Origin of the sequence: Bacillus sp. FSL R5-0585 (assembly GCF_038004545.1) — a bacterium.
Lineage (GTDB): Bacteria > Bacillota > Bacilli > Bacillales > Bacillaceae_G > Bacillus_A > Bacillus_A cereus.
In genome coordinates this window covers 4,256,004-4,282,500 of the sequence record NZ_JBBORJ010000001.1, presented here as the reverse complement: position 1 = coordinate 4,282,500, position 26,497 = coordinate 4,256,004, and the positions used below count along the sequence as shown (strand labels likewise).

Below are 26,497 nucleotides of genomic sequence, written 5' to 3'. Positions count from 1 at the left end.
CCGTGAGGGAAAGGTGAAAAGCACCCCGGAAGGGGAGTGAAAGAGATCCTGAAACCGTGTGCCTACAAATAGTCAGAGCCCGTTAACGGGTGATGGCGTGCCTTTTGTAGAATGAACCGGCGAGTTACGATCCCGTGCGAGGTTAAGCTGAAGAGGCGGAGCCGCAGCGAAAGCGAGTCTGAATAGGGCGTTTAGTACGTGGTCGTAGACCCGAAACCAGGTGATCTACCCATGTCCAGGGTGAAGTTCAGGTAACACTGAATGGAGGCCCGAACCCACGCACGTTGAAAAGTGCGGGGATGAGGTGTGGGTAGCGGAGAAATTCCAATCGAACCTGGAGATAGCTGGTTCTCCCCGAAATAGCTTTAGGGCTAGCCTTAAGTGTAAGAGTCTTGGAGGTAGAGCACTGATTGGACTAGGGGTCCTCATCGGATTACCGAATTCAGTCAAACTCCGAATGCCAATGACTTATCCTTAGGAGTCAGACTGCGAGTGATAAGATCCGTAGTCAAAAGGGAAACAGCCCAGACCGCCAGCTAAGGTCCCAAAGTGTGTATTAAGTGGAAAAGGATGTGGAGTTGCTTAGACAACTAGGATGTTGGCTTAGAAGCAGCCACCATTTAAAGAGTGCGTAATAGCTCACTAGTCGAGTGACTCTGCGCCGAAAATGTACCGGGGCTAAATACACCACCGAAGCTGCGGATTGATACCAATGGTATCAGTGGTAGGGGAGCGTTCTAAGGACAGTGAAGTCAGACCGGAAGGACTGGTGGAGTGCTTAGAAGTGAGAATGCCGGTATGAGTAGCGAAAGACGGGTGAGAATCCCGTCCACCGAATGCCTAAGGTTTCCTGAGGAAGGCTCGTCCGCTCAGGGTTAGTCAGGACCTAAGCCGAGGCCGACAGGCGTAGGCGATGGACAACAGGTTGATATTCCTGTACCACCTCTTTATCGTTTGAGCAATGGAGGGACGCAGAAGGATAGAAGAAGCGTGCGATTGGTTGTGCACGTCCAAGCAGTTAGGCTGATAAGTAGGCAAATCCGCTTATCGTGAAGGCTGAGCTGTGATGGGGAAGCTCCTTATGGAGCGAAGTCTTTGATTCCCCGCTGCCAAGAAAAGCTTCTAGCGAGATAAAAGGTGCCTGTACCGCAAACCGACACAGGTAGGCGAGGAGAGAATCCTAAGGTGTGCGAGAGAACTCTGGTTAAGGAACTCGGCAAAATGACCCCGTAACTTCGGGAGAAGGGGTGCTTTCTTAACGGAAAGCCGCAGTGAATAGGCCCAAGCGACTGTTTAGCAAAAACACAGCTCTCTGCGAAGCCGTAAGGCGAAGTATAGGGGGTGACACCTGCCCGGTGCTGGAAGGTTAAGGAGAGGGGTTAGCGTAAGCGAAGCTCTGAACTGAAGCCCCAGTAAACGGCGGCCGTAACTATAACGGTCCTAAGGTAGCGAAATTCCTTGTCGGGTAAGTTCCGACCCGCACGAAAGGTGTAACGATTTGGGCACTGTCTCAACCAGAGACTCGGTGAAATTATAGTACCTGTGAAGATGCAGGTTACCCGCGACAGGACGGAAAGACCCCGTGGAGCTTTACTGTAGCCTGATATTGAATTTTGGTACAGTTTGTACAGGATAGGCGGGAGCCATTGAAACCGGAGCGCTAGCTTCGGTGGAGGCGCTGGTGGGATACCGCCCTGACTGTATTGAAATTCTAACCTACGGGTCTTATCGACCCGGGAGACAGTGTCAGGTGGGCAGTTTGACTGGGGCGGTCGCCTCCTAAAGTGTAACGGAGGCGCCCAAAGGTTCCCTCAGAATGGTTGGAAATCATTCGTAGAGTGCAAAGGCATAAGGGAGCTTGACTGCGAGACCTACAAGTCGAGCAGGGACGAAAGTCGGGCTTAGTGATCCGGTGGTTCCGCATGGAAGGGCCATCGCTCAACGGATAAAAGCTACCCCGGGGATAACAGGCTTATCTCCCCCAAGAGTCCACATCGACGGGGAGGTTTGGCACCTCGATGTCGGCTCATCGCATCCTGGGGCTGTAGTCGGTCCCAAGGGTTGGGCTGTTCGCCCATTAAAGCGGTACGCGAGCTGGGTTCAGAACGTCGTGAGACAGTTCGGTCCCTATCCGTCGTGGGCGTAGGAAATTTGAGAGGAGCTGTCCTTAGTACGAGAGGACCGGGATGGACGCACCGCTGGTGTACCAGTTGTTCTGCCAAGGGCATAGCTGGGTAGCTATGTGCGGAAGGGATAAGTGCTGAAAGCATCTAAGCATGAAGCCCCCCTCAAGATGAGATTTCCCATAGCGTAAGCTAGTAAGATCCCTGAAAGATGATCAGGTTGATAGGTTCGAGGTGGAAGCATGGTGACATGTGGAGCTGACGAATACTAATAGATCGAGGACTTAACCATATAATATGAAGCAATGTTATCTAGTTTTGAAGGAATATGCCTTCATAGTTTGGTGATGATGGCAGAGAGGTCACACCCGTTCCCATACCGAACACGGAAGTTAAGCTCTCTAGCGCCGATGGTAGTTGGGACCTTGTCCCTGTGAGAGTAGGACGTCGCCAAGCAACTAAAAACACAAGTCATTTGACTTGTGTTTTTTTGTATTGTTAAAAAGAATGGGAAAGAAGTAATGGAAATACAAACACGTTGCCCAAGAGTTAATCATATTATATAAAAGATGGGTGTATATTTTTCTGTAAATTGTTAAGGATTAGAAGTATAAAATAGGTTCACTTAAATAGGGAGGGAAGATTATGAAATTACAAAGTGAAGTTTGTATTGTTTGTGAGACAAAAAGAAAAGAAGGTATATATGTTTATAATAATTTAATATGCCATGAATGTGAAAAGGATATGGTGAATACAGAGACAGATGATCCGAAATATATATATTATTTAAAGCAGCTTCGAAAATTAGAAGTATCATATTTTTAAATAGGCATATGCCTATTATTTTTTTTGTTCTGTATAATAGATAGAGAATGAATAATAAGGAAGAGATGTAGATGAATCAAAATCGTATGCCTTTATATGAGGCGTTAATAGAGTTTAAAGAAAGTGGGCCGTTATCCTTTCATGTTCCTGGTCATAAGAATGGTTTAAACTTCCCTCAGGAGGCAATAAGAGAGTTTAAAGGTATTCTATCTATTGATGTAACTGAATTAGCAGGACTAGATGATTTGCATAGTCCGTTTGAATGTATAGATGAGGCACAACAATTATTGGCTGAAGTTTATAATACAAAGAGAAGTTATTTTTTAATTAATGGTTCAACAGTCGGGAACTTAGCGATGATTTTGTCTTGTTGCGGGGAACATGATATTGTTCTTGTACAAAGAAATTGTCATAAATCAATTATTAATGGTTTAAAACTTGCGGGAGCAAATCCCATTTTTTTAGATCCATGGATTGATGAAGCTTATAACGTACCAGTGGGAGTTCGTAATGAAATTATTAAGAACGCAATTGGAAAGTATCCAAATGCGAAAGCACTTATTTTAACGCATCCTAATTATTATGGTATGGGGATGGATCTAGAGGCAAGCATCGCTTTTGCACATGCACATAAAATCCCTGTTTTGGTAGATGAGGCACATGGGGCACATCTATGTTTGGGAGAACCATTTCCGAAGTCAGCATTAACATATGGTGCAGATATTGTAGTTCATTCTGCACATAAAACATTACCCGCAATGACAATGGGTTCCTATTTACATATAAATAGTCATTTAGTAGACGAAGATAAGGTTACTACTTATTTAAGTATGCTACAATCTAGTAGTCCATCGTATCCAATTATGGCTTCCTTGGATATAGCACGCTTTACAATGGCGCGTATAAAAGAAGAAGGTCACAGTGAAATTGTTGAGTTTTTACGAAGATTTAAGGAACAATTACGTTCTATTCCCCAAATCACCATTTTAGAATATCCGTTGCAAGATGAGTTAAAGGTCACCGTACAAACTCGTTGTCAGTTATCAGGGTACGAATTACAGTCTGTATTTGAAAAGGTCGGTATATATACAGAGATGGCTGATCCGTACAATGTCCTATTTATTTTACCCTTACAAGTAAATGAGGGATATATGAAGGTTATAGAGATGATCCGAGTAGCATTGCAACATTATGAGGTGAAAGACAAGAGGGAATCTATTCGTTATACTTATAATGGTGAATTCTCTCTTTTACCGTATACGTATAAACAACTAGACGGATATGAAACAAAGATAGTATCTATAGAAGAGGCTGTTGGAATGATAGCGGCGGAAATGGTGATTCCGTATCCACCTGGAATTCCATTAATTATGTATGGAGAGAGAATTACTTCAGAGCATAAAGAGCAAATTATGTATTTAGAAAGAGCAGGAGCTCGTTTTCAAGGTAATACGAAATATATGAAAGTGTATGATATAGAAAGTAGGTTTTAGGATGAAGGGATTATTTGTAACAATTGAGGGCCCAGAAGGTTCAGGTAAAACAACGTTAATTAAAAGCTTATTGCCATATTTTGAACAAAAAGCACGGAAGGTAATGGCGACAAGGGAACCAGGCGGTATTGCAATTTCTGAGGACATTAGGACGATTTTACATAAACAAGAATATACGATGATGGAAGCACGTACAGAAGCGCTTCTTTATGCTGCTGCGCGCAGACAACATTTAGTAGAAAAAGTTATGCCAGCACTTAATGAGAACTACCTCGTGTTATGTGATCGTTTTATAGATAGCTCTTTAGCATACCAAGGCTATGCAAGAGGATTGGGTATGGATAAGGTATTTGAAATAAATCGTTTCGCAACAGAGGACTGTATGCCTAGTTTAACAATTTATCTAGACATTGAGCCTGAGGTTGGTTTGGCTCGGATTGAAAAAGATGCAGGACGTGAAGTAAATCGACTAGATATGGAAGATATCTCTTTCCATAAACGTGTGCGCGAAGGGTATTTACAAGTTGTAGAACGTTTCTCGGATCGTATTGTATTGGTAAATGCTGATCAACCGATGGAAAAACTTATAGAAGAAGTTGTTCAGATTATAGAAGATAAATTGTTATAATAGAAGGAAAGAATGAAATAAGTGAGGTATGCATTATGACGAAGACGTGGGAGCAGCTTTCTGCTATACAACCCATCGGTGTAAAAATGTTGATGAATAGCATTGCAAAAGAGCGTATATCCCACGCTTACTTGTTAGAGGGAGGGAAAGGGACAGGAAAGTTTGCCACAGCAATTCAAATGGCAAAGAGTTTCCTCTGTTCTGAGCGGAATGGAGTAGAGCCCTGCCATGTATGTACAAACTGTAAGCGAATTGATTCAGGTAACCACCCTAACTTACATATTGTAAAACCAGACGGATTATCTATTAAGAAGCAGCAAATTCATGATTTACAAGAAGAGTTTTCAAAAACAGGATTAGAGGCAAATAAAAAATTATATATTATTGAGCACGCAGATCGTATGACAGCAAATGCGGCAAATACACTTTTGAAATTTTTAGAAGAACCAAGTAGTGATACAACTGCTATTTTACTTACTGAACAAAGTCATCAAATTTTAAATACGATTTTATCTCGCTGCCAAGTTGTTACGTTTAGACCGTTACCTACGGAATCTTTAATTAGAAGATTACAGGATGAAGGGATTACAGCATCTTTATCGACACTTGCTGCTCAACTTACAAATAGTTTTGATGAAGCTTTAGCTTTATGTAGTGATGAATGGTTTGCACAAGCACGAGCTTTAGTGATAAAATTATGTGAAGCGCTCGAAAAAGATAAAACCTCTATTTTTTTTGTACAAGAAAAATGGGGAAAACACTTTGGAGAGAAAGAACAATTACAGCAAGGTTTAGATATGTTACTCCTTATTTATAAGGATTTATTATATGTTCAACTTGGAGAAGAAGATCGTCTTGTTTTTCATGAGCAGAAAGAGATGTTTGAATCGTTTTCCTATGCTCAGAAGCGCATTGTATCAGCTCTCTTTAATATATTAGAGGCAAAAAATAGAATCAACGCTAATGTAAATGCGCAGCTTGTGTTCGAACAGTTAGTGTTGCGGTTGCAGGAGGGATGACCGTTTTGTATGATGTAGTAGGTGTTCGCTTTAAGAAGGCCGGAAAGGTATATTACTTTGATCCAAACCAGTTCGATATCTCTGAAAATGAGTTTGTCATTGTAGAAACGGTAAGAGGTATTGAATACGGAAAAGTAGTTATTACCAAAAAACAAGTTGATGAAAACGACGTTGTATTACCGCTAAAAAAGGTTATTCGTATTGCAAATGAAAATGATCGTACCATTGTTGAAGAGAACAAACATGCTGCCAAAGAAGCATATCAAGTTTGTCAACAAAAGGTAGTAGAGCATAATCTTGATATGAAACTTGTAGATGTAGAGTATACATTCGATCGTAATAAGATTATTTTCTATTTTACTGCGGATGGTCGGATCGATTTCCGCGAACTAGTGAAGGACTTAGCCGCAATTTTTAGAACAAGAATTGAACTAAGACAAATTGGTGTTCGTGATGAAGCGAAGATGCTAGGTGGTATTGGTCCATGTGGTCGTATGCTTTGTTGTTCTACTTTTTTAGGGGATTTTGAACCTGTATCCATTAAAATGGCAAAGGATCAAAATTTATCATTAAATCCTGCAAAAATCTCTGGTTTATGTGGTCGCTTAATGTGTTGCTTAAAATATGAGAATGATGAATATGAGGCAGCAAAGGAACAACTTCCTGATTTAGATCAACGTATACAAACCCCGCATGGTACTGGCCGTGTTATCGGATTAAATATTTTAGAAAGATTAATTCAAGTGGAACTAGTAGACAAGGAACGGATAGTAGAATATACGTTAGATGAGTTAGTGAATAAAGGGGTCGTTTCGAGTCAAACCACAGATTAATGAGGTGGGTGCTTGTGGAGAAAAAAGATATTTTTGAATCGGTTTCTAGTATGGAAGAGCAAATTGGACATTTATATAAACAGTTGGGAGAGTTAAAACAGCATCTTGCAGAGTTGTTGGAAGAAAACCAACATATAAAAATGGAAAATAACAATTTGCGACACCGTTTTGAAGAAGTGCAGAATAAAGAAAAACAAAAAACTCAAAAACGTAAAGAAGTGAAGCCGAAAACAGATATTGGTGAAGGCTATGACAATTTAGCGAGACTATATCAAGAAGGTTTTCATATTTGCAATCTACATTATGGAAGTGTACGTAAAGAGGGAGATTGTTTGTTCTGTCTTTCATTCTTAAATAAAAAGTGAAATTACCTTTCCAATTATAATTGGAAAGGTAATTTTTTATACATGAAATAGGGTAGGTTAAGGGTAAGAAAAGGAGCAGTATATGAATTTATATGAAGATGAACGTTTAGATTACTTATTAGCACAAGACATGAAGATTATACAAAGCCCATCAGTATTTAATTTTTCTTTAGATGCCGTTTTACTTGCAGATTTTGCATGGGTACCAATTCAAAAGGGGAATTTACTTGATTTGTGTACAGGTAACGCGGTTGTTCCCCTTCTATTAAGTACAAGAACAAAAGGAAATATTACTGGTGTGGAAATTCAAGAACGCTTATATGATATGGGAGTAAGAAGTGTTCAATACAATGGGTTAGAAGAAAGAATTCACCTCATACATGGAGATTTGAAAGATATGCCAGAGAAACTTGGGCGTCATCAATATGATGTTGTTACATGTAATCCACCATATTTTCAAACACCTCAAACTTCAGAGAAAAATATGAATGAACATTTAGCGATAGCTCGTCATGAAATTATGTGTACATTAGAAGATGTTGTATCTGCAAGTAGTCAGTTAGTAAAACAAGGTGGGAAAGTAGCGTTTGTACATCGTCCAGGGCGATTACTAGACATTGTCACATTAATGCGTAAATATAAAATTGAACCAAAGCGTGTGCAATTTGTTTATCCTAAGGTTGGAAAAGAAGCAAATACATTGTTAATTGAAGGAATTAAGGATGGAAATGCAGATTTGAAAATTTTACCGCCTCTCGTTGTATATGAGAACAATAACGAATATACAAAGGAGCTACGTTCAATTTTATATGGAGAAGAATAAGCACTTTTTTTATGTGGTAGAGTGCTCTGATGGAAGTTATTATGCTGGATATACAAACCATATAGAAAAGAGAATTCAGACTCATAATAGCGGCAAAGGGGCTAAGTATACACGCGTCAGGCTTCCTGTCGTTTTAAAATATGTAGAGACCCACGATGATAAGCGTACAGCTATGCAAGCGGAGTATTACTTTAAGCAATTAACGAGAAAACAAAAAGAGGCATATATGCAAAAAGGAGAACGCTATGTGGCAACAAAAAAGCTTTCAACAAAATGAAAAGGGAGTTTTATATTTAGTACCAACTCCTATTGGAAATCTAGAAGATATGACATTTCGTGCAATCCGAATTTTAAAAGAAGTTGATTTAATTGCTGCTGAAGATACGAGACAAACGAAAAAACTTTGTAATTATTTTGAAATTGAAACACCTGTCACGAGTTATCATGAGCACAATAAAGAAGTAAGTGGGAAGAAACTATTAGAGAAATTAGAGGATGGAAAGAATATAGCACTTGTTAGTGACGCTGGTATGCCGTGTATTTCTGATCCAGGTTACGATATTGTCGTTGAGGCAGTAGCTGAGCAATATCATGTAATTCCGCTTCCTGGAGCAAATGCAGCCCTTACAGCATTAATTGCATCCGGTCTTGAAACAAAGCAGTTTTATTTCTATGGTTTCTTGCAGAGAAACAAAAAGGAACGGAAGATGGAGTTAGAAAAGCTTCGTTATGTACAAACTACAATGATGTTTTATGAAGCACCTCATCGTTTAGATGATACTTTAATTTCGATGCAGGAAGTGTTGGGAAATAGAGAGATTGTATTATGTCGAGAGTTAACGAAAAAATTTGAGGAATTTATTCGAGGAACAATCGAAGAAGCAATTGAGTGGACGAAGCAAAATGAAGTACGTGGTGAATTTTGTATTTTAGTAGCTGGTTCAACAGAAGAACCTGCTCCAGAAGAACAATGGTGGGAATCTCTTTCGGTATATGATCATATTGAATATTATATAAATGAAAAAAGTATGAATTCAAAAGAAGCGATTAAAACAGTCGCTAAAGATCGAGATTTGTCGAAAAGAGATGTATATCAAATCTATCATGTCGATAAAAAATAAGCTTCTCATAATTGAGAAGCTTATTTTGCTGTTTCGATATAATCTTGAAGTTCGTTTAAGATTTGCTCAGCGCCTTCTTTGCTTAAGATGATTTTACCTTCAGCTAAAGAAAGGTTACCGTCAGATACTTCACCAGTTACTTGGCAAGTCATGTTTGGTTTATATTTCTTTAAGATGATTTTTTCGTCATCAACATAGATTTCAAGAGCGTCCTTTTCTGCAATACCTAAAGTACGGCGTAATTCGATTGGAATTACTACACGACCTAATTCATCAACTTTACGAACAATACCAGTAGATTTCATAATTTTTTTCCTCCTAAATAAATAGTTTATAAGTTTCGAGTCTATTTTTAGATTCGTCATTTTTCGACAAAATACCCTATGGACATATGATACCAATCATTTACATTTCCGTCAATTCTTAAATTCTATATTTTTTAAAAAGATTTATAGATTTCTTATTTCTTATATATAATAGATTGAGAGGAAATTCCACAATTATTTACATTATTTTCTGAAAAAATGATAAATTCAAAGTGGATATTGTATATTTTTTTGAAATATGAGCAATAGATGATAAAGATATCGAGCATTAAGACCTAAATTGAAAATTAGGTTGGCGTAAAGAAGATAAGTTAGATTTGGGCTGCTCGTAAAAGCCCAATTAACGTGGGCTAATAATTAGTGGGGAGGAACAAAAACCCTACTGATTAAAGTTTCACTTTATATATGAGTTTTTGATATACTGTTTATAAATACATATGAGGTTATTCGGGAGGTCCAAAACAATGACAGAGGAAAATAAGTCCTTTTATATTACTACCCCAATTTATTATCCAAGTGGAAAATTACACATTGGACATGCTTATACGACAGTAGCAGGAGATGCGATGGCACGATATAAGCGTATGCAAGGTTATAATGTGCATTATTTAACAGGAACTGATGAGCATGGACAGAAGATCCAAAAGAAAGCAGAAGAGTTAAATATTACGCCACAGGCATATGTTGATAACATTGTTGCAGGAATTAAAGAGCTTTGGGAGAAGATGGATATTTCTTATGATGATTTTATTCGTACAACTGAAGATCGTCATAAAGATGTTGTCGAAAAAATCTTTAAACAATTAGTAGATCAAGGTGACATTTATCTTGATGAATATGAAGGTTGGTATTCTGTACAAGATGAGACGTTCTATACAGAGCATCAATTAGTAGATCCAATTATGGAAGGCGACAAAGTAGTTGGAGGAAAAAGCCCAGATAGTGGTCATGATGTAGAACTTGTTCGTGAAGAATCTTATTTCTTTAGAATGGGTAAATATGTCGACAGACTATTAAAGTTCTATGAAGATAATCCACATTTCATTCAGCCGGAGTCTCGTAAAAATGAAATGATTAATAATTTTATTAAACCAGGATTAGAAGATTTAGCAGTTTCTCGTACTTCATTTGACTGGGGAGTTCGTGTTCCTGGTAACCCAAAACACGTTATTTATGTATGGGTTGACGCATTATCTAACTATATTACGGCGTTAGGTTATGGAACAGCAAATGAAGAGAAATATAAAAAATTCTGGCCTGCAGATGTGCATTTAGTTGGGAAAGAAATTGTTCGTTTCCATACAATTTATTGGCCGATAATTTTAATGGCATTAGATTTACCTCTTCCGAAGAAAGTCTTTGCTCATGGCTGGATTTTAATGAAGGATGGAAAGATGAGTAAGTCAAAAGGAAACGTAGTAGATCCAGTTACATTAATCGATCGTTACGGATTAGATGCATTACGTTATTACCTACTTCGTGAAGTTCCATTTGGATCTGATGGCGTATTTACACCAGAAGGATTTGTGGAGCGTATTAATTTCGACTTAGCAAATGACTTAGGTAATTTATTAAATCGTACAGTAGCTATGATTGATAAGTACTTTAACGGAGAAATCCCTGCATTTAAAGCAAATGTGACGGAATTTGATGAAACGTTAGTAGCGTTTGCACAAGATACTTTGAAAAAAGTAGAAGAAGCAATGGAGAATATGGAGTTCTCTGTAGCGTTAGGATCTATTTGGCAACTAGTTAGTCGTACGAATAAATATATTGATGAAACACAACCATGGGTATTAGCAAAAGATGAAAATGATCGTGAAAAGTTAGCCTCTGTAATGGCTCATTTAGCAGAAGTACTTCGTCAAACAGGTATTATGCTTATGCCATTCTTAACAGTAGCACCAAGCAAGATGTTTGCTCAGCTTGGCCTTACTGATGAAGCTCATAAATCTTGGGAAAGTCTCTCTACAATTGGCTGCATTCCAGCTGGAACAAAAGTAGAAAAAGGAAACCCAATTTTCCCTCGTTTAGAAATGGAAGTGGAAGTAGAGTACATTAAAGAACAAATGAAAAGCTCTGCTCCTAAAGTAGAAGAGAAAAAAGAAGAAGAACCGAAGGCAGAAGAAATTACAATTGATGATTTCTTTAAAGTAGAATTACGCGTAGCTGAAGTACTATCTGCTGAACCTGTGAAAAAAGCAGACAAGCTGTTAAAAATTCAACTAGACTTAGGTACAGAAAAGCGTCAAGTTGTTTCTGGAATTGCAAAATTCTATTCGCCGGAAGACTTAAAAGGTAAAAAGGTTATTTGTGTAACAAACTTAAAACCTGTAAAATTACGCGGTGAATTATCGCAAGGTATGATTTTAGCGGGTGAAGAGAATGGCGTATTGTCATTAGCATCAATTGACCAAAATCTACCAAATGGTACAAAAATCAAGTAATTAAGACAAGAAAAGAGATGTTTCACGTGTAACATGTGTGAAGCGTCTTTTTTCTTTTTACACTCTCTATTTTTGCATTAAGATTGTAGTATTGTTATCGTTAAGTCATTAAAGAACTTATTTTTGTAGAATAAACTTGATTTCAATATAAAAGGAGTTATGTATTATGTTGTTTGATACACATTCACATTTGAATGCAGAGCAATTCGAAGGAGATTTGCAAGAGGTTATTGCCCGAATGAAAGAAGCGGGAGTTACTTATACAGTTGTTGTTGGATTTGATGAAGTAACGATAAAAAAGGCGATGGAATTAGCTGAAGCCTATGATTTTATTTACGCTGCGGTTGGGTGGCACCCAGTTGATGCAATCGACATGACAGAAGAACATTTAACTTGGTTAGAAGAACTTGCTTCTCATCCTAAAGTCGTTGCACTTGGAGAAATGGGCTTAGATTATCACTGGGATAAGTCTCCAAAAGAAATACAGAAAGAAGTATTCCGTAAACAAATTGCATTAGCGAAAAAAGTAAAATTGCCGATTATTATACATAACCGCGATGCAACTCAAGATATTGTTGATATTCTAGAAGAAGAGAATGCAGCTGAAGTAGGAGGCATTATGCATTGCTTTAGCGGCAGCGTAGAGGTAGCAGAGCGATGTGTTGATATGAACTTTTTAATTTCGTTAGGTGGACCAGTTACATTTAAAAACGCTAAGAAGCCGAAAGAGGTTGCTACGGAGATTCCATTAGAGAAATTGTTAATAGAGACGGATTGTCCGTATTTAACACCGCATCCATTTCGAGGGAAACGAAATGAACCGAGTTATGTAAAACTAGTAGCAGAAGAAATTGCGAATTTAAAAGGAATTTCTTATGAGGAAGTAGCAGAAATGACAACTAAAAATGCAAAAGTTTTATTTGGTGTTGAATAAAAAAGAATGGGGAAACCTGTTCTTTTTTATTTTGAGGAAAACTAGTAGAAGTGATGAAGAAAATAAATGTGAATGATGAAGTGTTACAATAAGGACAGAGAACAAAGATTTTTCTATTCTATTTTTTAAAATATGAGAATGGGGAAAATAATAATGGAAAAGTCGTCATTTTTTTGTTTTACTAAGTAGAGACGAAATGAGTGTGGAGGCAAGCATGAAAATAAAAGAGATTATCGTTGTAGAAGGTAAAGATGATACAGTTGCGATTAAGCGTGCTGTTGATGCGGATACAATTGAAACGAACGGTTCAGCAATCGGTGATCATGTTATTGAGCAAGTTAAATTAGCGCAGCAAAAAAGGGGCGTTATTATTTTCACAGATCCGGATTATCCTGGAGAGCGTATTCGAAAAATTATTTCTGACAAGGTTCCTGGCTGTAAGCATGCCTTTTTACCGAAGGAAGAAGCGCTTGCTAAAAGGAAAAAGGGTGTTGGGATCGAACACGCTTCTAATGAGTCGATTCGCCGCGCTCTAGAGAATATACATGAAGAAATGGAAGCTTACACAAGTGAAATTAGTTGGAGCGATTTAGTCGATGCAGGCTTAGTGGGCGGAGAAATGGCAAAGAGCCGCAGAGAAAGAATGGGTAAGCTATTAAAGATTGGTTATACAAATGCAAAACAGTTACATAAACGATTACAGATGTTTCAAGTTTCAAAGGAATCATTTGCAGAAGCTTATAAGCAAGTAATACAGGAGGAAAAAAAATGAAGGATATCGCAACGCCAAATCGTACAAAAGACATTGTTGAAAAGTATGGATTTTCATTCAAAAAAAGTTTAGGACAAAACTTTTTAATTGATACAAATGTATTAAATCGTATTGTCGATCATGCAGAAATTGGTTCAGAAAGTGGTGCAATTGAAATTGGACCAGGTATTGGTGCATTAACAGAGCAATTAGCAAAGCGTGCTAAAAAAGTAGTGGCTTTTGAAATTGATCAAAGACTATTACCAATTTTAGATGAGACGTTAGCGCCATATGGTAACGTTACAGTTATTAATAAAGACGTACTAAAAGCAGATGTACATGAAGTATTTAATGAGCAATTTGAAGAAGGGCAAGATGTAATGGTAGTAGCTAACTTACCATACTATATTACAACGCCAATTTTATTTAAATTGCTTGAAGAAAAGTTACCAGTTCGTGGATTTGTTGTTATGATGCAAAAAGAAGTTGGAGATCGTTTAGCTGCTAAACCTGGAACGAAAGAGTATGGTTCTTTATCGATTGCCATTCAGTATTATACAGAGGTTGAAACAGTTATGACTGTACCGCGTACAGTGTTTGTACCACAGCCAAACGTTGATTCTGCAATTATCCGCCTTCTAAAGCGTCCTAAACCGGTTGTAGAGGTGACAGATGAAACGTTCTTCTTTGAAGTAGTACGAGCAAGTTTCGCACAGCGCCGTAAAACTTTAATGAATAATTTATCAAATAATTTAAATGGTTTCCCGAAAGATAAGGAGTTATTGGATCGAATTTTAACAGAAGTAGGAATTGATCCAAAGCGAAGAGGCGAAACGCTATCTATTGAAGAGTTTGCAACATTAAGTAATGCATTAGTTCTTCATAAATTAGCATAAGAATATGAAAGGGACAGTTCAACTTGAACTGTCCCTTTTGTCACCTTTCTCTCTCTAAATTCATACTTTAAAAACAGGTAAGATGGCCTAATGAGTTTGGAGGTAGGAGAATGGTTTTACATGTTGGAGAATTAGTGGAACGATATTCTCATAAGAGGGATATTCTTTTTCGTATTATAGAAATAAAAGGTGAGATAGCTATATTGTTTGGAGAGGAAATTAGACTGGTGGCGGATGCGCCACTTGAAGATTTAATTAGTATAGATCAAAGAGAACATAAAAAAAGGGTGAAGCGTGAGAAAGAAACAATGGAGCGCACGTATCGTTTATTTCAACAAGATTATGTACTGATGAAACAAAGGCATGAACATACTTCAACTGGTGGATACACAAGTGAGGTGAATTATTTTCAAATGCCGGGACGTGTATTGCATATAGATGGAGACCCTTTATATTTGCGCAAGTGCTTAGACTTATATAACAAAATTGGCGTTCCTGTTCAAGGTATTCATTGTAAAGAAACGGAGATGCATGAAAAAGTAGTAGACTTAATAGATCACTTTCGCCCAGACATTCTCGTTATTACAGGGCATGATGCATATACAAAATCAAAAGGAGTGAAGGGAGATTTAGCGGCATATAGGCATTCAAGGCATTTTGTACAGGCTGTTCGTGAAGTGCGAAAAAAATATCCATCACTGGATCAACTTGTTATTTTTGCTGGGGCATGTCAATCACATTTTGAGGCACTAATTCGTGCAGGGGCCAATTTCGCTAGTTCACCATCTAGAATTAATATTCATGCACTAGATCCTGTATATGTAGTTGGTAAAATTAGTTTTACTTCATTTATGGAGAGAGTCAATGTATGGGATGTCGTACGTAATACAATTACTGGTGAAAAGGGACTAGGTGGAATTGAAACGAGAGGGATTTTACGAACGGGATTACCTTTTCAACATTACGAAGAGTAAGCAGGATACATATGTATCTTGCTTTTTTGTATGGAAGGATTTAAATGAATTTGGATAAAAAGAGGTAAGAACGTACAGACTACGTAATGATACTTTTACAATATAGTATTTCTTCTATCTATTCAAACGCAGGATGATATTAGCTGTGAATCGCGGTTAATAATTAGGATAGATATATCGTGCTTTAAGTGTTCAATCTAAATTACAGCGAGGTGTAGCGAAGTATATGTCAAAACGTTTAGATGAAATTAAAAGCGAATTAGATCACCATCTTGGACAACGACTTATGTTAAAAGCAAATAGTGGAAGAAGAAAAACTGTGGAGCAATCAGGTGTACTAGCAGAAACATACCGTTCCGTTTTTGTTGTACAATTGGATCAACAAGAAGATGCGTTGCAACGTGTATCTTATAGTTATGCAGATGTTTTAACAGAGACAGTAGAGTTAACATTTTATGGAGACCCTCATAATGAGGTCATTTTATAATCCGTATATCATTACATATATTCCCATAAATGAAAAGCTATATTATTTTGCATACTAACTATACCGTAGCAAAATAAGGAGGGACTCTGCATTGAGTAGACGAAGAGGTGTCATGTCAAACCAATTTAAAGAAGAGCTAGCAAAAGAGCTTGGCTTTTATGATGTTGTTCAGAAAGAAGGATGGGGCGGAATTCGTGCGAAAGATGCTGGTAACATGGTGAAACGTGCTATAGAAATTGCAGAACAGCAATTAATGAAACGAAACCAGTAGTTGTAAGATACTTTCTATGCTACGGTAGCCGAGGAGACATTCCTCGGCTTTTTGTACTCTAAAAGGTGCCATCATTTTACATAAGTAGTTTCATTCTGAATGCTTTTCGTTATAATTAGGGAAGTGTCATCGTCTTACTATAAATTTATGGTAAAATAAACGATAAAAGATTGAGTACATAGAGTGGGTGAATAGATTGAAGCTACTAGTGAAAGCACCAGCAAAGATTAATCTGTCGTTAGATGTACTGGGAAAAAGACAAGACGGATATCATGAAGTGAAAATGATTATGACAACCATTGATTTAGCAGATCGTCTAGAACTAACGGAATTAGCAGAAGACCGTATTGAAATTTTATCCCATAATCGGTATGTCCCAGACGACCAACGAAATTTAGCTTATCAGGCAGCGAAATTATTAAAAGAGAAGTTTAATGTAAAAAAAGGTGTATCTATTACTATTGAAAAAACGATTCCAGTAGCAGCTGGATTAGCAGGTGGAAGTAGTGATGCAGCAGCGACATTACGTGGTCTTAATAAATTATGGAATTTAGGGCTTACAATTGATGAGTTAGCAGAGCTTGGCGCAGAAATTGGATCAGATGTATCGTTCTGTGTATACGGAGGCACAGCAATTGCCACTGGAAGAGGAGAGAAAATTGAGCATATAAAGACTCCGCCTTCTTGTTGGGTTATTTTAGCGAAACCACATATAGGTGTATCTACTGCTGATGTGTATGGAAATTTAAAGTTAAATCGAGTTACACATCCGAATGTAGATAAAATGGTTGATGTCATAAATTCTGGTGATTATAAAGGAATTTGTGATACTGTTGGTAACGTTTTAGAAGATGTAACATTTGGAATGCATCCTGAAGTTGCCCGTATTAAATCACAGATGAAGCGATTTGGAGCGGATGCTGTATTAATGAGTGGAAGTGGTCCAACTGTATTTGGACTTGTACACCATGATTCACGAATGCATCGCATTTATAACGGATTAAAAGGATTTTGTGAACAAGTCTATGCGGTACGTTTATTAGGAGAGCGAGAAACGCTTGAATAAAGACGTATAATACGTTATGATTTGTTTAGAATATTCGTGATTTGAGGTGAGAGTATGAAAATTAGAAGAAGTACAAGGTTAGTCGATATGACTTATTACTTGCTACAAAACCCTCGTCAGCTAGTATCTCTCACTTTTTTTGCTGAAAGGTATCAATCGGCTAAGTCTTCCATTAGTGAAGATTTAGTTATTATTAAGCAAACGTTTGAACAACAAGGGGTCGGCACATTGCAAACGATACCAGGAGCAGCAGGAGGAGTGAAATATATACCGTATATAAGTGAAGAAGAGGCAGATCTAATTATTGATGAGCTTTGTGGCTTATTTGAAAACCCAGATCGTATTTTGCCTGGCGGTTACTTATACATGACAGATTTATTGAGTAATCCTCGCCATATTAATGGCGCAGGTCGTTTGTTTGCTTCTGTTTTTGCTAGGCAACCAATTGATGCAGTTATGACGGTGGCAACGAAAGGGATTCCACTTGCTTATGCAGTGGCAAATTACTTAGATGTACCAGTTGTAATTGCAAGGAAAGATAATAAGGTAACAGAAGGTCCGACTGTTAGTATTAACTATGTGTCGGGTTCTTCTAAACGAATTCAAACAATGACGTTAGCAAAACGCAGTCTTCCAGAAGGGTCGAATGTTTTAATTATTGATGACTTCATGAAAGCTGGCGGAACAATTCAAGGTATGATGAGTATGTTAGAAGAGTTCAAGGCTAATGTTGTTGGTATTGGTGTATTAGTAGAATCCACAGATATTGAAGAACGATTAATTAATAATTTTGTATCATTAATTCGTCTATCGGAAGTTGATGTGAAAGAAAAAACGATTCAAGTGGAAAAAGGGAATTATTCTCTTGCGCCATTTGATGAAGGGCTTGTAGAGGCGGAATAAAAGATAGAGCAGATAGCTCTATCTTTTTTTATTTTATTTATAGATTATAAAATAGGTGGACAAACTGCCTTTCGTACACTATTTTTAAAGAGTAAAATAAATAATAAAAGGGTGAAAAGTATGAAAGTTGTTCAAACAAGCAAGGCACCACAAGCAATTGGACCTTATTCACAGGGGATTATTGTAAATAACATGTTCTATAGCTCAGGACAAATTCCATTGACGGCAAATGGGGAGCTTGTAACAGGAGATGTAACAGTACAAACAGAACAAGTATTTCAAAATTTACAAGCGGTATTAGAGGAAGCAGGTGCTTCATTTGATACAGTCGTAAAAACAACAGTATTTTTAAAGGACATGGATGATTTTAATGCTGTGAATGAAGTATATAGCTCTTATTTCTCTACTCATAAACCAGCTCGATCTTGTGTGCAAGTAGCAAAATTACCGAAAGATGTTTCCGTTGAAATTGAAGTAATCGCTCTAGTTAAGTAACCTTTTGTAAGCGATAACCTCTACTAATCTCTATATTCAACTACATTAAAAATTTTTATCTTAAAAATTTTTAAAAAATTAAAGGGAAAATAGAAAATTTGTGGAATTTATACAAATATATCGCTTATTTAGAAAAGGGTGGTGAACACAAGATGGAAGTGACTGACGTAAGATTACGCCGCGTAAACACAGAAGGCCGCATGAGAGCAATTGCCTCTATTACTCTAGACCATGAATTTGTTGTTCATGATATTCGTGTAATTGATGGTAATAATGGATTATTTGTAGCAATGCCAAGTAAACGTACTCCAGATGGAGAGTTCCGTGACATTGCACATCCAATTAATTCTGGTACACGCTCTAAAATTCAAGATGCGGTTTTAACAGAGTATCATCGTTTAGGCGAGTTAGAAGAGGTTGAGTTTGAAGAAGCAGGTGCTTCGTAAAATTCGAATGAAAAGGGCTTTTGACAAAAAGCCTTATAATTTTGTAGCAAACTCCTGTAAGCATTTACAGGAGTTTGTTTTTTTTGCTTTATATTTGGAAACTGCATAATTTATTAACATAAAAAGAAGAAACTACTAATTTTTTCAAAATCATTTTAAATAGTATAGCTTATTTCTTAAAAAAGATACTAAAGAGTAAAACATCTTATAAGAATTATGGTAAAATTTAATAGTTAAAATGTGTTTCTTGAAATATATGATGATTTAGGATAATATCTTTAATGGATAAATAGGTTGCGATGGAGGGTCTATATGTCAAACAGATTTGCAGTGATTCTAGCTGCAGGTAAAGGCACACGTATGAAGTCTAAGCTATACAAAGTGCTGCATCCTGTATGTGGAAAACCTATGGTACAACACGTAGTCGATCAAGTATCTCAATTAGGATTGCAGAAACTTGTAACGGTTGTTGGACATGGTGCTGAAATGGTACAAGAACAGCTAGGGAACGTAAGTGAATTTGCATTACAAGCAGAACAACTTGGTACAGCACATGCTGTAGATCAAGCTGCAAGTGTACTTGCAAATGAAGAAGGAACAACTTTAGTTATTTGTGGTGATACGCCTCTAATAACTGCTGAAACAATGGAAGCATTACTTCAGCAACATAAAGAAGCAGGAGCAATGGCGACGGTGCTAACAGCATACATAGAAGAGCCTGCTGGATATGGCCGTATTGTTCGTAATGAGAATGGTCATGTTGAAAAGATTGTTGAGCATAAAGATGCAAATGAGAAAGAATTAGCTATTAAAGAAATCAATACAGGTACGTATTGTTTTGATAATAAGGCTTTATTTGCTTCACTTTCTAAAGTTTCAAATGATAACGTGCAAGGTGAATATTACCTTCCAGATGTTATTGAGATTTTAAAAAATGAAGGTCATATCGTATCAGCTTATCAAACAGAGCAGTTCGACGAAACGTTAGGTGTTAACGACAGAGTCGCTCTATCGCAAGCGGAAATTATTATGAAAAACCGTATCAACCGAAAGAACATGGTAAACGGTGTTACAATTATTGATCCAAGTAACACTTATATTTCTGCTGATGCAGTTATCGGTAGTGATACAGTTATTCATCCAGGAACAATTATTGAGGGGAACACTGTAATTGGCTCTGATTGTGAAATTGGACCGCATACAGTAATTCGCGATAGTGAAATTGGAGATCGTACGACAATTCGACAATCTACTGTACATGATAGTAAGCTTGGTACAGAAGTATCGGTTGGTCCATTTGCACATATTCGCCCAGATTCAGTTATTGGAGACGAAGTACGCGTTGGAAACTTCGTGGAAATCAAAAAAACTGTCTTTGGTAATAGAAGTAAAGCTTCACACTTGAGTTATATCGGGGATGCACAAGTTGGAGAAGACGTGAATCTTGGTTGTGGTTCAATTACGGTGAACTATGACGGTAAGAATAAATTCAAAACTGTGATTGGTAATGGGGTATTTATTGGATGTAATTCAAACCTTGTTGCTCCAGTAACAGTTGAAGATGGTGCTTATGTGGCAGCAGGCTCTACAATTACAGAGAATGTTCCATCAAAAGCATTATCGGTAGCACGTGCACGTCAAGTTAACAAAGAAGACTATGTTGATCAATTGCTGAATAAGAAAAAATCATAATGTGGAGGGTTAATCTAGATGTCGACTCAATATCTAAATTCTAATTTGAAAGTATTCTCTTTAAACTCTAATAAGGAACTTGCTGAGCAGATTGCAAAGCATATTGGAGTAGGGCTAGGAAAATGTTCTGTTGATCGTTTTAGTGATGGAGAAGTTCAAATTAACATTGAAGAAAGTATCCGTGGTTGCGATGTATTCATTATTCAATCTACAAGCTTCCCAGTAAACGAACATATCATGGAATTACTTATTATGATTGATGCATTAAAGCGTGCATCTGCGAAAACAATTAATATTGTTATTCCTTACTATGGTTATGCGCGTCAAGACCGTAAAGCGCGTTCTCGTGAACCAATTACATCGAAACTTGTAGCAAACTTGCTTGAAACAGCAGGTGCAACTCGTGTAATCACTCTAGATTTACATGCTCCACAAATTCAAGGGTTCTTTGATATCCCAATCGACCACTTAATGGGTGTACCGATTCTTTCAGATTACTTTGAAACAAAAGGTCTTAAAGATATCGTAATCGTGTCTCCTGACCATGGTGGTGTAACTCGTGCAAGAAAAATGGCAGATCGTCTAAAAGCGCCAATCGCTATTATTGATAAGCGTCGTCCTCGCCCGAACGTATCAGAGGTAATGAACATTATCGGTAATATTGAAGGTAAAACAGCGATTTTAATTGATGACATCATTGATACAGCTGGTACAATTACATTAGCAGCAAACGCTCTTGTTGAGAACGGTGCTTCTGAAGTATATGCTTGCTGTACACACCCAGTATTATCTGGTCCAGCAATTGAGCGTATTCAAAATTCAAATATTAAAGAGTTAGTTGTAACGAACTCTATCGTATTACCAGAAGAGAAGAAAATCGACAAAGTACATGAACTTTCAGTTGCTCCATTAATCGGAGAAGCAATCATTCGTGTATACGAAGAAGAATCTGTGAGTGTATTATTCAATTAATTGGATAGAATGAGACGTAACCAAAATTGGTTACGTCTTTTCGTATCGAAAAAAGAAAGTAGTGGTACAAGAATGAAATTGATAGTAGGACTTGGGAACCCAGGTAGAGAATATGAATTAACAAGGCATAATATTGGATTTATGGCCATTGATGAACTTGCGAAGCGTTGGAACATTTCTTTGAATGAACAAAAATTTAAAGGTGTATTTGGTGCAGGGTTTGTTAATGGAGAAAAGGTAATCTTATTAAAGCCCCTAACATACATGAACTTATCTGGGGAAAGTATTCGTCCACTCATGGATTATTATAAAATTGATGTTGAGGACTTCGTTGTTATGTACGACGATTTGGACATTCCTGTAGGTAAATTGCGTCTTCGCATGAAAGGTAGTGCTGGTGGACATAATGGTGTAAAGTCAACGATTTCGCACCTAGGAACACAAGAATTTCAACGTATCCGTATGGGAATCGATCGCCCGAAAAATGGAATGAAGGTAGTCGATTATGTATTAGGACGCTTTACATCTGAAGAGATTCCGGATGTTAACCATTCTATTGAAAAAGCAGCGGATGCATGTGAAGAGTGGCTAAATAAGCCTTTTCTCCAAATCATGAATACTTTCAATAGTTAAAAATGAGATTGGGAATATTTCTCTTTTGTTTTACCCATACTAGTAGTAATTGAATTTTTAGGAGGCTAGTATGGAAGGGTATTATTATTGCAGACACTGCGGAGGTAATGTAGGCTCCATTAACGCAGAAAAAGTATATAGCGACGTTTTATTTCAACTAACAGAGCAAGAAGTAGTAGAAATGATTCATTTTCATGAGAATGGAAATATATATATAAAAACGATTTGTGAATCGTGTCAAGAAACGCTCGCATCTTATCCTGAGTATTATGAGTATGAAAAATTTCTGCAATAAAATGTTGTCGCTTTGGCATGTCCAAAGCATTTTTCTGTTTTCCTTTTCCAAAATATTTGCATAAAATAGAATGACTTGCTCTTTATGTTGAGAGGAGTTTTAAAAATGATAGGTTTATTAGAGCAATTTTATAAAAATGAAGAGATACAATCGGTTATTAATGGATTAGAAGATGGGTTAAAAGAACAACTTATATCAGGGATGGCAACGTCTTCTCGTTCGTTATTAATGGCGGCTTTATATAAAAAAACAAAAAAATCACAATTAATCGTGACACATAACTTATACCAAGCACAAAAAGTACATGAAGATTTAGTGGCGTTACTTGGTGAAAAAGATGTGTGGCTATATCCAGTGAATGAACTGATAGCATCGGAAATTGGGGTTGCAAGTCCAGAATTGAAGGCGCAACGTATAGAAGTGTTAAATCGCTTGGCTGCGGGAGAGAATGGAATCATTGTAGCGCCAGTGGCAGGATTGCGTAGATTTTTACCAATAAAAGAATTGTGGAAGCAAAAGCAAGTTGAAATCAATCTAGGGCAAGAGATTGATTTAGATGCGCTCTTGCATACTTTACATCATATTGGCTATGAACGTAAGTCGATGGTAGAAGCTCCAGGGGAGTTCAGTTTGCGTGGGGGAATATTAGATATTTATCCTTTAACTGAAGAACTACCATTTCGTATTGAATTCTTTGATACAGAAGTCGATTCTATTCGATTATTTGATGTGGATGAACAGCGTTCTCAAGGTAAAAAAGAAAGCGTTAGGTTTGGTCCGGCAACAGAGTTTTTATTTTCACAGGAAGAATTAAAATCAGGAATTCAGCATCTTGAAGAAGGTTTAACTAAGACGATGCAAAAACTTTCTGATGATAAACTAAAGACTACAGTGCTTGAGACGGTAAGTCATGAAATTGAGATGTTGAAAAACGGACAAAGTATAGAACAGATGTTTAAATACTTATCTATTTTCTATAAAGAACCTGCTAGTCTGATAGATTATTTACCAGAAGACGGTGTTGTAATTTTAGACGAGATTTCCCGTATTCAAGAAACAGCATCGCATCTTGAAACAGAAGAGGCGGAATGGTATATATCACTTCTTGGTGAAGGAACAATTATTCAAGATTTATCTTTCTCTCACCCATTCGAGGAGTTTCTTCATCATAAAAAAAGAAGTTTTGTATATTTAACGTTATTCTTGCGTCATATCGCACACACACATCCGCAAAATATTGTTAATGTAACATGTAAAACAATGCAAGATTTCCATGGACAGATGAATTTGTTAAAAACAGAAATTGATAGATGGAATGAAGGGCATTTTACGACTGTTGTACTTGGAACAGATGATGAACGTGTGAAAAAATTACAACATATTTTAAGTGATTATGATATTGAGGCAGATATTGTAGAAGGTACAGATATCTTATTGCCTGGAAGGTTACAAATTGCTGTAGGTGATTTACATGCAGGATTTGAAATGCCGATGCAAAAGCTTGTTGTCATTACTGAAAAGGAGCTTTTTCATAAGAAAGTTAAAAAATCACAACGTAAACAAAAGTTATCGAATGCTGAACGTATTAAAAGTTATTCGGAATTAAAAGTTGGAGATTATGTAGTTCACGTAAATCATGGTATAGGTAAATTTTTAGGTATTGAGACATTAGAGATTAATGGTGTTCACAAAGATTATTTAAATATTAAATATCAAGGTAATGATAAGCTATACGTTCCAATTGAACAAATTGATCAAGTCCAAAAATATGTAGGATCTGAAGGTAAGGATCCGAAAGTTTATAAATTAGGTGGTAATGATTGGAAAAAGGTTAAAACGAAAGTTGAAAAATCTGTACAAGACATTGCGGATGACCTAATTAAACTATATGCTGAGCGCGAAGCTTCAAAAGGCTATGCATATACACCAGATACGGCAGAACAACAAGAGTTCGAATCCTCTTTCCCGTATCAAGAGACAGAGGATCAGTTACGTTCTATTGACGAGATTAAAAAAGATATGGAACGCGGACGCCCGATGGATAGGCTCCTTTGTGGTGACGTAGGGTATGGAAAGACTGAAGTGGCTATTCGTGCGGCATTTAAAGCAATTATGGATGAAAAACAAGTTGCAATTTTAGTACCGACAACGATTCTTGCGCAGCAACACTATGAAACAATTCGAGAGCGTTTTCAAGATTATCCGATCAATATAGGCTTATTAAGTAGATTCCGTACGAGAAAACAACAAAATGAAACAATTAAGGGCTTAAAGGATGGAACAGTAGATATCGTAATCGGAACACATCGTATTTTATCTAAAGATGTTACGTATAAAGATTTAGGGCTTCTTATTATTGATGAAGAACAAAGATTTGGTGTAACACATAAAGAAAAAATTAAACAATTGAAGGCAAATGTTGACGTATTAACATTAACGGCAACTCCGATTCCGCGGACGCTTCATATGTCTATGCTTGGTGTGCGCGACTTATCTGTTATTGAGACACCACCAGAAAATCGTTTCCCAGTCCAAACGTATGTAGTCGAGTATAATCCAGCGTTAATGCGAGAGGCAATAGAGCGAGAGCTTGCAAGAGGTGGTCAAGTTTACTTCCTATATAACCGTGTAGAGGATATTGAAAGAAAAGCAGATGAAATTTCGATGTTAGTTCCAGATGCCCGCGTAACGTACGCACATGGGAAAATGAACGAAAGCGAATTAGAGTCTGTTATGCTATCATTTTTAGAAGGACAGCATGATGTTCTTGTAAGTACAACAATTATTGAGACGGGTGTAGATATTCCGAATGTAAATACGTTAATTGTATTTGATGCAGATCGTATGGGATTATCACAGTTGTATCAGCTTCGTGGGCGTGTTGGACGTTCTAATCGTGTTGCGTATGCATACTTTGCATATAAACGTGACAAAGTGCTGTCAGAGGTTGCAGAGAAGCGTCTACAAGCAATTAAAGAGTTCACGGAACTTGGATCTGGTTTCAAAATTGCGATGAGAGATTTATCTATTCGTGGAGCAGGTAATTTGTTAGGGGCAGAACAGCATGGATTTATTGATTCTGTCGGATTTGATCTATATTCGCAAATGTTAAAAGATGCAATTGAACAGCGTAGAGGAACAGATGGGGCTGAAAATATAGTTAATGTTGAAATTGACTTAGAGGTAGATGCATACTTACCAGATGCTTATATTTCAGATAGTAAGCAAAAAATTATGATGTATAAACAATTTAGAGGTGTTTCTGCAATTGAGGATATTGAAGAATTGCAGGAAGAAATGATCGATAGATTTGGCGATTATCCACAAGAAGTTGGTTATTTATTACAAATTGCAAATATTAAAGTGTTGGCAATGAAAGAACAAATTGAATTAATTAAGCAGAATAAATTTGAAGTAACATTCCTGTTTTCTGAACAAGCAAGTCAAAATATTGATGGTGGAAAATTATTCATGCTCGGAAATAGTTTTGGACGTATGATCGGTTTAGGAATGGAAGGATCACAATTGAAAATTGTTATGAAAACAAATGGCTTAGAGACATCGAAGTGGTTAACAATTGCTGAAAATTTATTAAAAGGCTTACCAGATGTAAAAAAAGAAGTAATAAATGCCTAAAATAAGATAAAAAAATACAATTCGACGTGCATAGAAGAACTAA

26 protein-coding genes and 2 rRNA genes (1 of these 28 running past the window's edge) are annotated in these 26,497 nt (G+C 37.1%); 27 read left to right on the top strand and 1 reads right to left on the bottom strand.

The genetic code is table 11. The annotated features are described in order from the left end of the window. The 11 genes from MKY38_RS22155 to rsmI form a co-directional block, all read left to right on the top strand. A 23S ribosomal RNA gene (locus MKY38_RS22155) occupies window positions 1-2,415 on the top strand; it begins 507 nt to the left of the window's first position. Between the two features lie 48 nt (window positions 2,416-2,463). Next, window positions 2,464-2,579: ribosomal RNA gene (gene rrf, locus MKY38_RS22150) — 5S ribosomal RNA — on the top strand. Window positions 2,580-2,768: 189 nt separating this feature from the next. Next, window positions 2,769-2,948, top strand: coding sequence for a sigma factor G inhibitor Gin (locus MKY38_RS22145; RefSeq protein WP_000776278.1), 180 nt, complete (start codon window positions 2,769-2,771; stop codon window positions 2,946-2,948). A 71-nt stretch (window positions 2,949-3,019) separates the two neighbouring features. Continuing rightward, the gene (locus MKY38_RS22140; RefSeq protein WP_341049702.1) at window positions 3,020-4,441 is read left to right on the top strand and encodes an aminotransferase class I/II-fold pyridoxal phosphate-dependent enzyme; all 1,422 of its coding nucleotides are present in this window, start codon (window positions 3,020-3,022) and stop codon (window positions 4,439-4,441) included. A 1-nt stretch (window position 4,442) separates the two neighbouring features. Then, entirely contained in the window at window positions 4,443-5,069 is a 627-nt protein-coding gene (gene tmk / locus MKY38_RS22135) for a dTMP kinase (RefSeq protein ID WP_341049700.1), read from the top strand. A gap of 35 nt (window positions 5,070-5,104) precedes the next feature. Further along, window positions 5,105-6,088, top strand: coding sequence for a DNA polymerase III subunit delta' (holB, locus tag MKY38_RS22130; protein ID WP_000169564.1), 984 nt, complete (start codon window positions 5,105-5,107; stop codon window positions 6,086-6,088). A gap of 5 nt (window positions 6,089-6,093) precedes the next feature. Then, the gene (locus MKY38_RS22125; protein WP_000272429.1) at window positions 6,094-6,921 is read left to right on the top strand and encodes a PSP1 domain-containing protein; all 828 of its coding nucleotides are present in this window, start codon (window positions 6,094-6,096) and stop codon (window positions 6,919-6,921) included. Between the two features lie 14 nt (window positions 6,922-6,935). Then, a complete protein-coding gene (yabA, locus tag MKY38_RS22120; RefSeq protein WP_000412063.1) occupies window positions 6,936-7,286 on the top strand; it encodes a DNA replication initiation control protein YabA in 351 nt (116 codons plus the stop codon). Between the two features lie 82 nt (window positions 7,287-7,368). Next, window positions 7,369-8,109, top strand: coding sequence for a tRNA1(Val) (adenine(37)-N6)-methyltransferase (locus MKY38_RS22115; RefSeq protein ID WP_001055366.1), 741 nt, complete (start codon window positions 7,369-7,371; stop codon window positions 8,107-8,109). Next, the gene (locus MKY38_RS22110) at window positions 8,096-8,386 is read left to right on the top strand and encodes a GIY-YIG nuclease family protein (protein ID WP_000414350.1); all 291 of its coding nucleotides are present in this window, start codon (window positions 8,096-8,098) and stop codon (window positions 8,384-8,386) included. Before MKY38_RS22115 ends, MKY38_RS22110 begins: the two co-directional genes overlap by 14 nt. Further along, window positions 8,355-9,230: a 16S rRNA (cytidine(1402)-2'-O)-methyltransferase gene (gene rsmI, locus MKY38_RS22105; RefSeq protein ID WP_285601605.1), complete on the top strand. Its 876-nt coding sequence runs from the start codon at window positions 8,355-8,357 to the stop codon at window positions 9,228-9,230. Before MKY38_RS22110 ends, rsmI begins: the two co-directional genes overlap by 32 nt. 20 nt (window positions 9,231-9,250) lie before the next feature. Here the strand turns inward: rsmI and MKY38_RS22100 are convergent, their stop codons facing one another. Continuing rightward, complete coding sequence (locus MKY38_RS22100; RefSeq protein WP_000843036.1) at window positions 9,251-9,535, bottom strand: AbrB/MazE/SpoVT family DNA-binding domain-containing protein; 285 nt, start codon at window positions 9,533-9,535, stop codon at window positions 9,251-9,253. Between the two features lie 485 nt (window positions 9,536-10,020). Here MKY38_RS22100 and metG point away from each other — a divergent pair, with 485 nt between their 5' ends. The 16 genes from metG (at window position 10,021) to mfd (ending at window position 26,454) form a co-directional block, all read left to right on the top strand. Then, on the top strand, window positions 10,021-12,003 hold the full coding sequence (metG, locus tag MKY38_RS22095) for a methionine--tRNA ligase (protein WP_000134132.1): 1,983 nt from the start codon (window positions 10,021-10,023) through the stop codon (window positions 12,001-12,003). A 166-nt stretch (window positions 12,004-12,169) separates the two neighbouring features. Further along, window positions 12,170-12,937 carry a TatD family hydrolase gene (locus MKY38_RS22090; protein WP_341049692.1) on the top strand — a complete coding sequence of 256 codons (768 nt, stop codon included), beginning with the start codon at window positions 12,170-12,172 and terminating at the stop codon, window positions 12,935-12,937. 214 nt (window positions 12,938-13,151) lie between these two features. Further along, the gene (rnmV, locus tag MKY38_RS22085) at window positions 13,152-13,709 is read left to right on the top strand and encodes a ribonuclease M5 (RefSeq protein WP_000692835.1); all 558 of its coding nucleotides are present in this window, start codon (window positions 13,152-13,154) and stop codon (window positions 13,707-13,709) included. Beyond that, window positions 13,706-14,584, top strand: coding sequence for a 16S rRNA (adenine(1518)-N(6)/adenine(1519)-N(6))-dimethyltransferase RsmA (gene rsmA, locus MKY38_RS22080; protein WP_063535453.1), 879 nt, complete (start codon window positions 13,706-13,708; stop codon window positions 14,582-14,584). The genes rnmV and rsmA overlap by 4 nt, the downstream gene beginning before the upstream one ends. A 110-nt stretch (window positions 14,585-14,694) precedes the next feature. Beyond that, the gene (yabG, locus tag MKY38_RS22075) at window positions 14,695-15,558 is read left to right on the top strand and encodes a sporulation peptidase YabG (RefSeq protein WP_000242868.1); all 864 of its coding nucleotides are present in this window, start codon (window positions 14,695-14,697) and stop codon (window positions 15,556-15,558) included. A 226-nt stretch (window positions 15,559-15,784) separates the two neighbouring features. After that, window positions 15,785-16,045, top strand: a complete 261-nt coding sequence (veg, locus tag MKY38_RS22070) for a biofilm formation stimulator Veg (protein ID WP_000044347.1) — start codon at window positions 15,785-15,787, stop codon at window positions 16,043-16,045. Between the two features lie 91 nt (window positions 16,046-16,136). Continuing rightward, window positions 16,137-16,316 carry an acid-soluble spore protein SspF gene (gene sspF, locus MKY38_RS22065; RefSeq protein WP_002094215.1) on the top strand — a complete coding sequence of 60 codons (180 nt, stop codon included), beginning with the start codon at window positions 16,137-16,139 and terminating at the stop codon, window positions 16,314-16,316. A 196-nt stretch (window positions 16,317-16,512) separates the two neighbouring features. Then, window positions 16,513-17,382, top strand: a complete 870-nt coding sequence (gene ispE, locus MKY38_RS22060; protein ID WP_000772104.1) for a 4-(cytidine 5'-diphospho)-2-C-methyl-D-erythritol kinase — start codon at window positions 16,513-16,515, stop codon at window positions 17,380-17,382. A gap of 54 nt (window positions 17,383-17,436) precedes the next feature. Next, window positions 17,437-18,285, top strand: coding sequence for a pur operon repressor (gene purR / locus MKY38_RS22055; RefSeq protein ID WP_000702466.1), 849 nt, complete (start codon window positions 17,437-17,439; stop codon window positions 18,283-18,285). A 120-nt stretch (window positions 18,286-18,405) separates the two neighbouring features. Then, the gene (locus tag MKY38_RS22050) at window positions 18,406-18,780 is read left to right on the top strand and encodes a RidA family protein (protein WP_000869815.1); all 375 of its coding nucleotides are present in this window, start codon (window positions 18,406-18,408) and stop codon (window positions 18,778-18,780) included. A gap of 152 nt (window positions 18,781-18,932) precedes the next feature. After that, on the top strand, window positions 18,933-19,226 hold the full coding sequence (gene spoVG / locus MKY38_RS22045) for a septation regulator SpoVG (RefSeq protein WP_000454041.1): 294 nt from the start codon (window positions 18,933-18,935) through the stop codon (window positions 19,224-19,226). Between the two features lie 312 nt (window positions 19,227-19,538). Then, entirely contained in the window at window positions 19,539-20,918 is a 1,380-nt protein-coding gene (glmU, locus tag MKY38_RS22040; RefSeq protein WP_065223761.1) for a bifunctional UDP-N-acetylglucosamine diphosphorylase/glucosamine-1-phosphate N-acetyltransferase GlmU, read from the top strand. A gap of 18 nt (window positions 20,919-20,936) precedes the next feature. Further along, complete coding sequence (locus tag MKY38_RS22035; protein ID WP_000107420.1) at window positions 20,937-21,890, top strand: ribose-phosphate diphosphokinase; 954 nt, start codon at window positions 20,937-20,939, stop codon at window positions 21,888-21,890. A gap of 72 nt (window positions 21,891-21,962) precedes the next feature. Then, window positions 21,963-22,523, top strand: coding sequence for an aminoacyl-tRNA hydrolase (gene pth / locus MKY38_RS22030; RefSeq protein ID WP_000767702.1), 561 nt, complete (start codon window positions 21,963-21,965; stop codon window positions 22,521-22,523). A gap of 70 nt (window positions 22,524-22,593) precedes the next feature. Beyond that, the gene (locus MKY38_RS22025) at window positions 22,594-22,818 is read left to right on the top strand and encodes an anti-sigma-F factor Fin family protein (RefSeq protein ID WP_000399438.1); all 225 of its coding nucleotides are present in this window, start codon (window positions 22,594-22,596) and stop codon (window positions 22,816-22,818) included. A gap of 105 nt (window positions 22,819-22,923) precedes the next feature. After that, window positions 22,924-26,454, top strand: a complete 3,531-nt coding sequence (gene mfd, locus MKY38_RS22020) for a transcription-repair coupling factor (protein ID WP_065223762.1) — start codon at window positions 22,924-22,926, stop codon at window positions 26,452-26,454. Window positions 26,455-26,497 lie beyond the last annotated feature (43 nt).

Excerpts from the sequence above, each read along its gene's own strand:
- MKY38_RS22145 (WP_000776278.1), top strand. The coding sequence starts at position 2,769 with ATGAAATTACAAAGTGAAGTTTGTATTGTTTGTGAGACAAAAAGAAAA.
- MKY38_RS22140 (WP_341049702.1), top strand. The coding sequence starts at position 3,020 with ATGAATCAAAATCGTATGCCTTTATATGAGGCGTTAATAGAGTTTAAA.
- tmk (WP_341049700.1), top strand. The coding sequence starts at position 4,443 with ATGAAGGGATTATTTGTAACAATTGAGGGCCCAGAAGGTTCAGGTAAA.
- holB (WP_000169564.1), top strand. The coding sequence starts at position 5,105 with ATGACGAAGACGTGGGAGCAGCTTTCTGCTATACAACCCATCGGTGTA.
- MKY38_RS22115 (WP_001055366.1), top strand. The coding sequence starts at position 7,369 with ATGAATTTATATGAAGATGAACGTTTAGATTACTTATTAGCACAAGAC.
- MKY38_RS22110 (WP_000414350.1), top strand. The coding sequence starts at position 8,096 with ATGGAGAAGAATAAGCACTTTTTTTATGTGGTAGAGTGCTCTGATGGA.
- rsmI (WP_285601605.1), top strand. The coding sequence starts at position 8,355 with ATGTGGCAACAAAAAAGCTTTCAACAAAATGAAAAGGGAGTTTTATAT.
- MKY38_RS22100 (WP_000843036.1), bottom strand. The coding sequence starts at position 9,535 with ATGAAATCTACTGGTATTGTTCGTAAAGTTGATGAATTAGGTCGTGTA.
- metG (WP_000134132.1), top strand. The coding sequence starts at position 10,021 with ATGACAGAGGAAAATAAGTCCTTTTATATTACTACCCCAATTTATTAT.
- MKY38_RS22090 (WP_341049692.1), top strand. The coding sequence starts at position 12,170 with ATGTTGTTTGATACACATTCACATTTGAATGCAGAGCAATTCGAAGGA.
- rnmV (WP_000692835.1), top strand. The coding sequence starts at position 13,152 with ATGAAAATAAAAGAGATTATCGTTGTAGAAGGTAAAGATGATACAGTT.
- rsmA (WP_063535453.1), top strand. The coding sequence starts at position 13,706 with ATGAAGGATATCGCAACGCCAAATCGTACAAAAGACATTGTTGAAAAG.
- yabG (WP_000242868.1), top strand. The coding sequence starts at position 14,695 with ATGGTTTTACATGTTGGAGAATTAGTGGAACGATATTCTCATAAGAGG.
- veg (WP_000044347.1), top strand. The coding sequence starts at position 15,785 with ATGTCAAAACGTTTAGATGAAATTAAAAGCGAATTAGATCACCATCTT.
- purR (WP_000702466.1), top strand. The coding sequence starts at position 17,437 with ATGAAAATTAGAAGAAGTACAAGGTTAGTCGATATGACTTATTACTTG.
- MKY38_RS22050 (WP_000869815.1), top strand. The coding sequence starts at position 18,406 with ATGAAAGTTGTTCAAACAAGCAAGGCACCACAAGCAATTGGACCTTAT.
- spoVG (WP_000454041.1), top strand. The coding sequence starts at position 18,933 with ATGGAAGTGACTGACGTAAGATTACGCCGCGTAAACACAGAAGGCCGC.
- glmU (WP_065223761.1), top strand. The coding sequence starts at position 19,539 with ATGTCAAACAGATTTGCAGTGATTCTAGCTGCAGGTAAAGGCACACGT.
- MKY38_RS22035 (WP_000107420.1), top strand. The coding sequence starts at position 20,937 with ATGTCGACTCAATATCTAAATTCTAATTTGAAAGTATTCTCTTTAAAC.
- pth (WP_000767702.1), top strand. The coding sequence starts at position 21,963 with ATGAAATTGATAGTAGGACTTGGGAACCCAGGTAGAGAATATGAATTA.
- MKY38_RS22025 (WP_000399438.1), top strand. The coding sequence starts at position 22,594 with ATGGAAGGGTATTATTATTGCAGACACTGCGGAGGTAATGTAGGCTCC.
- mfd (WP_065223762.1), top strand. The coding sequence starts at position 22,924 with ATGATAGGTTTATTAGAGCAATTTTATAAAAATGAAGAGATACAATCG.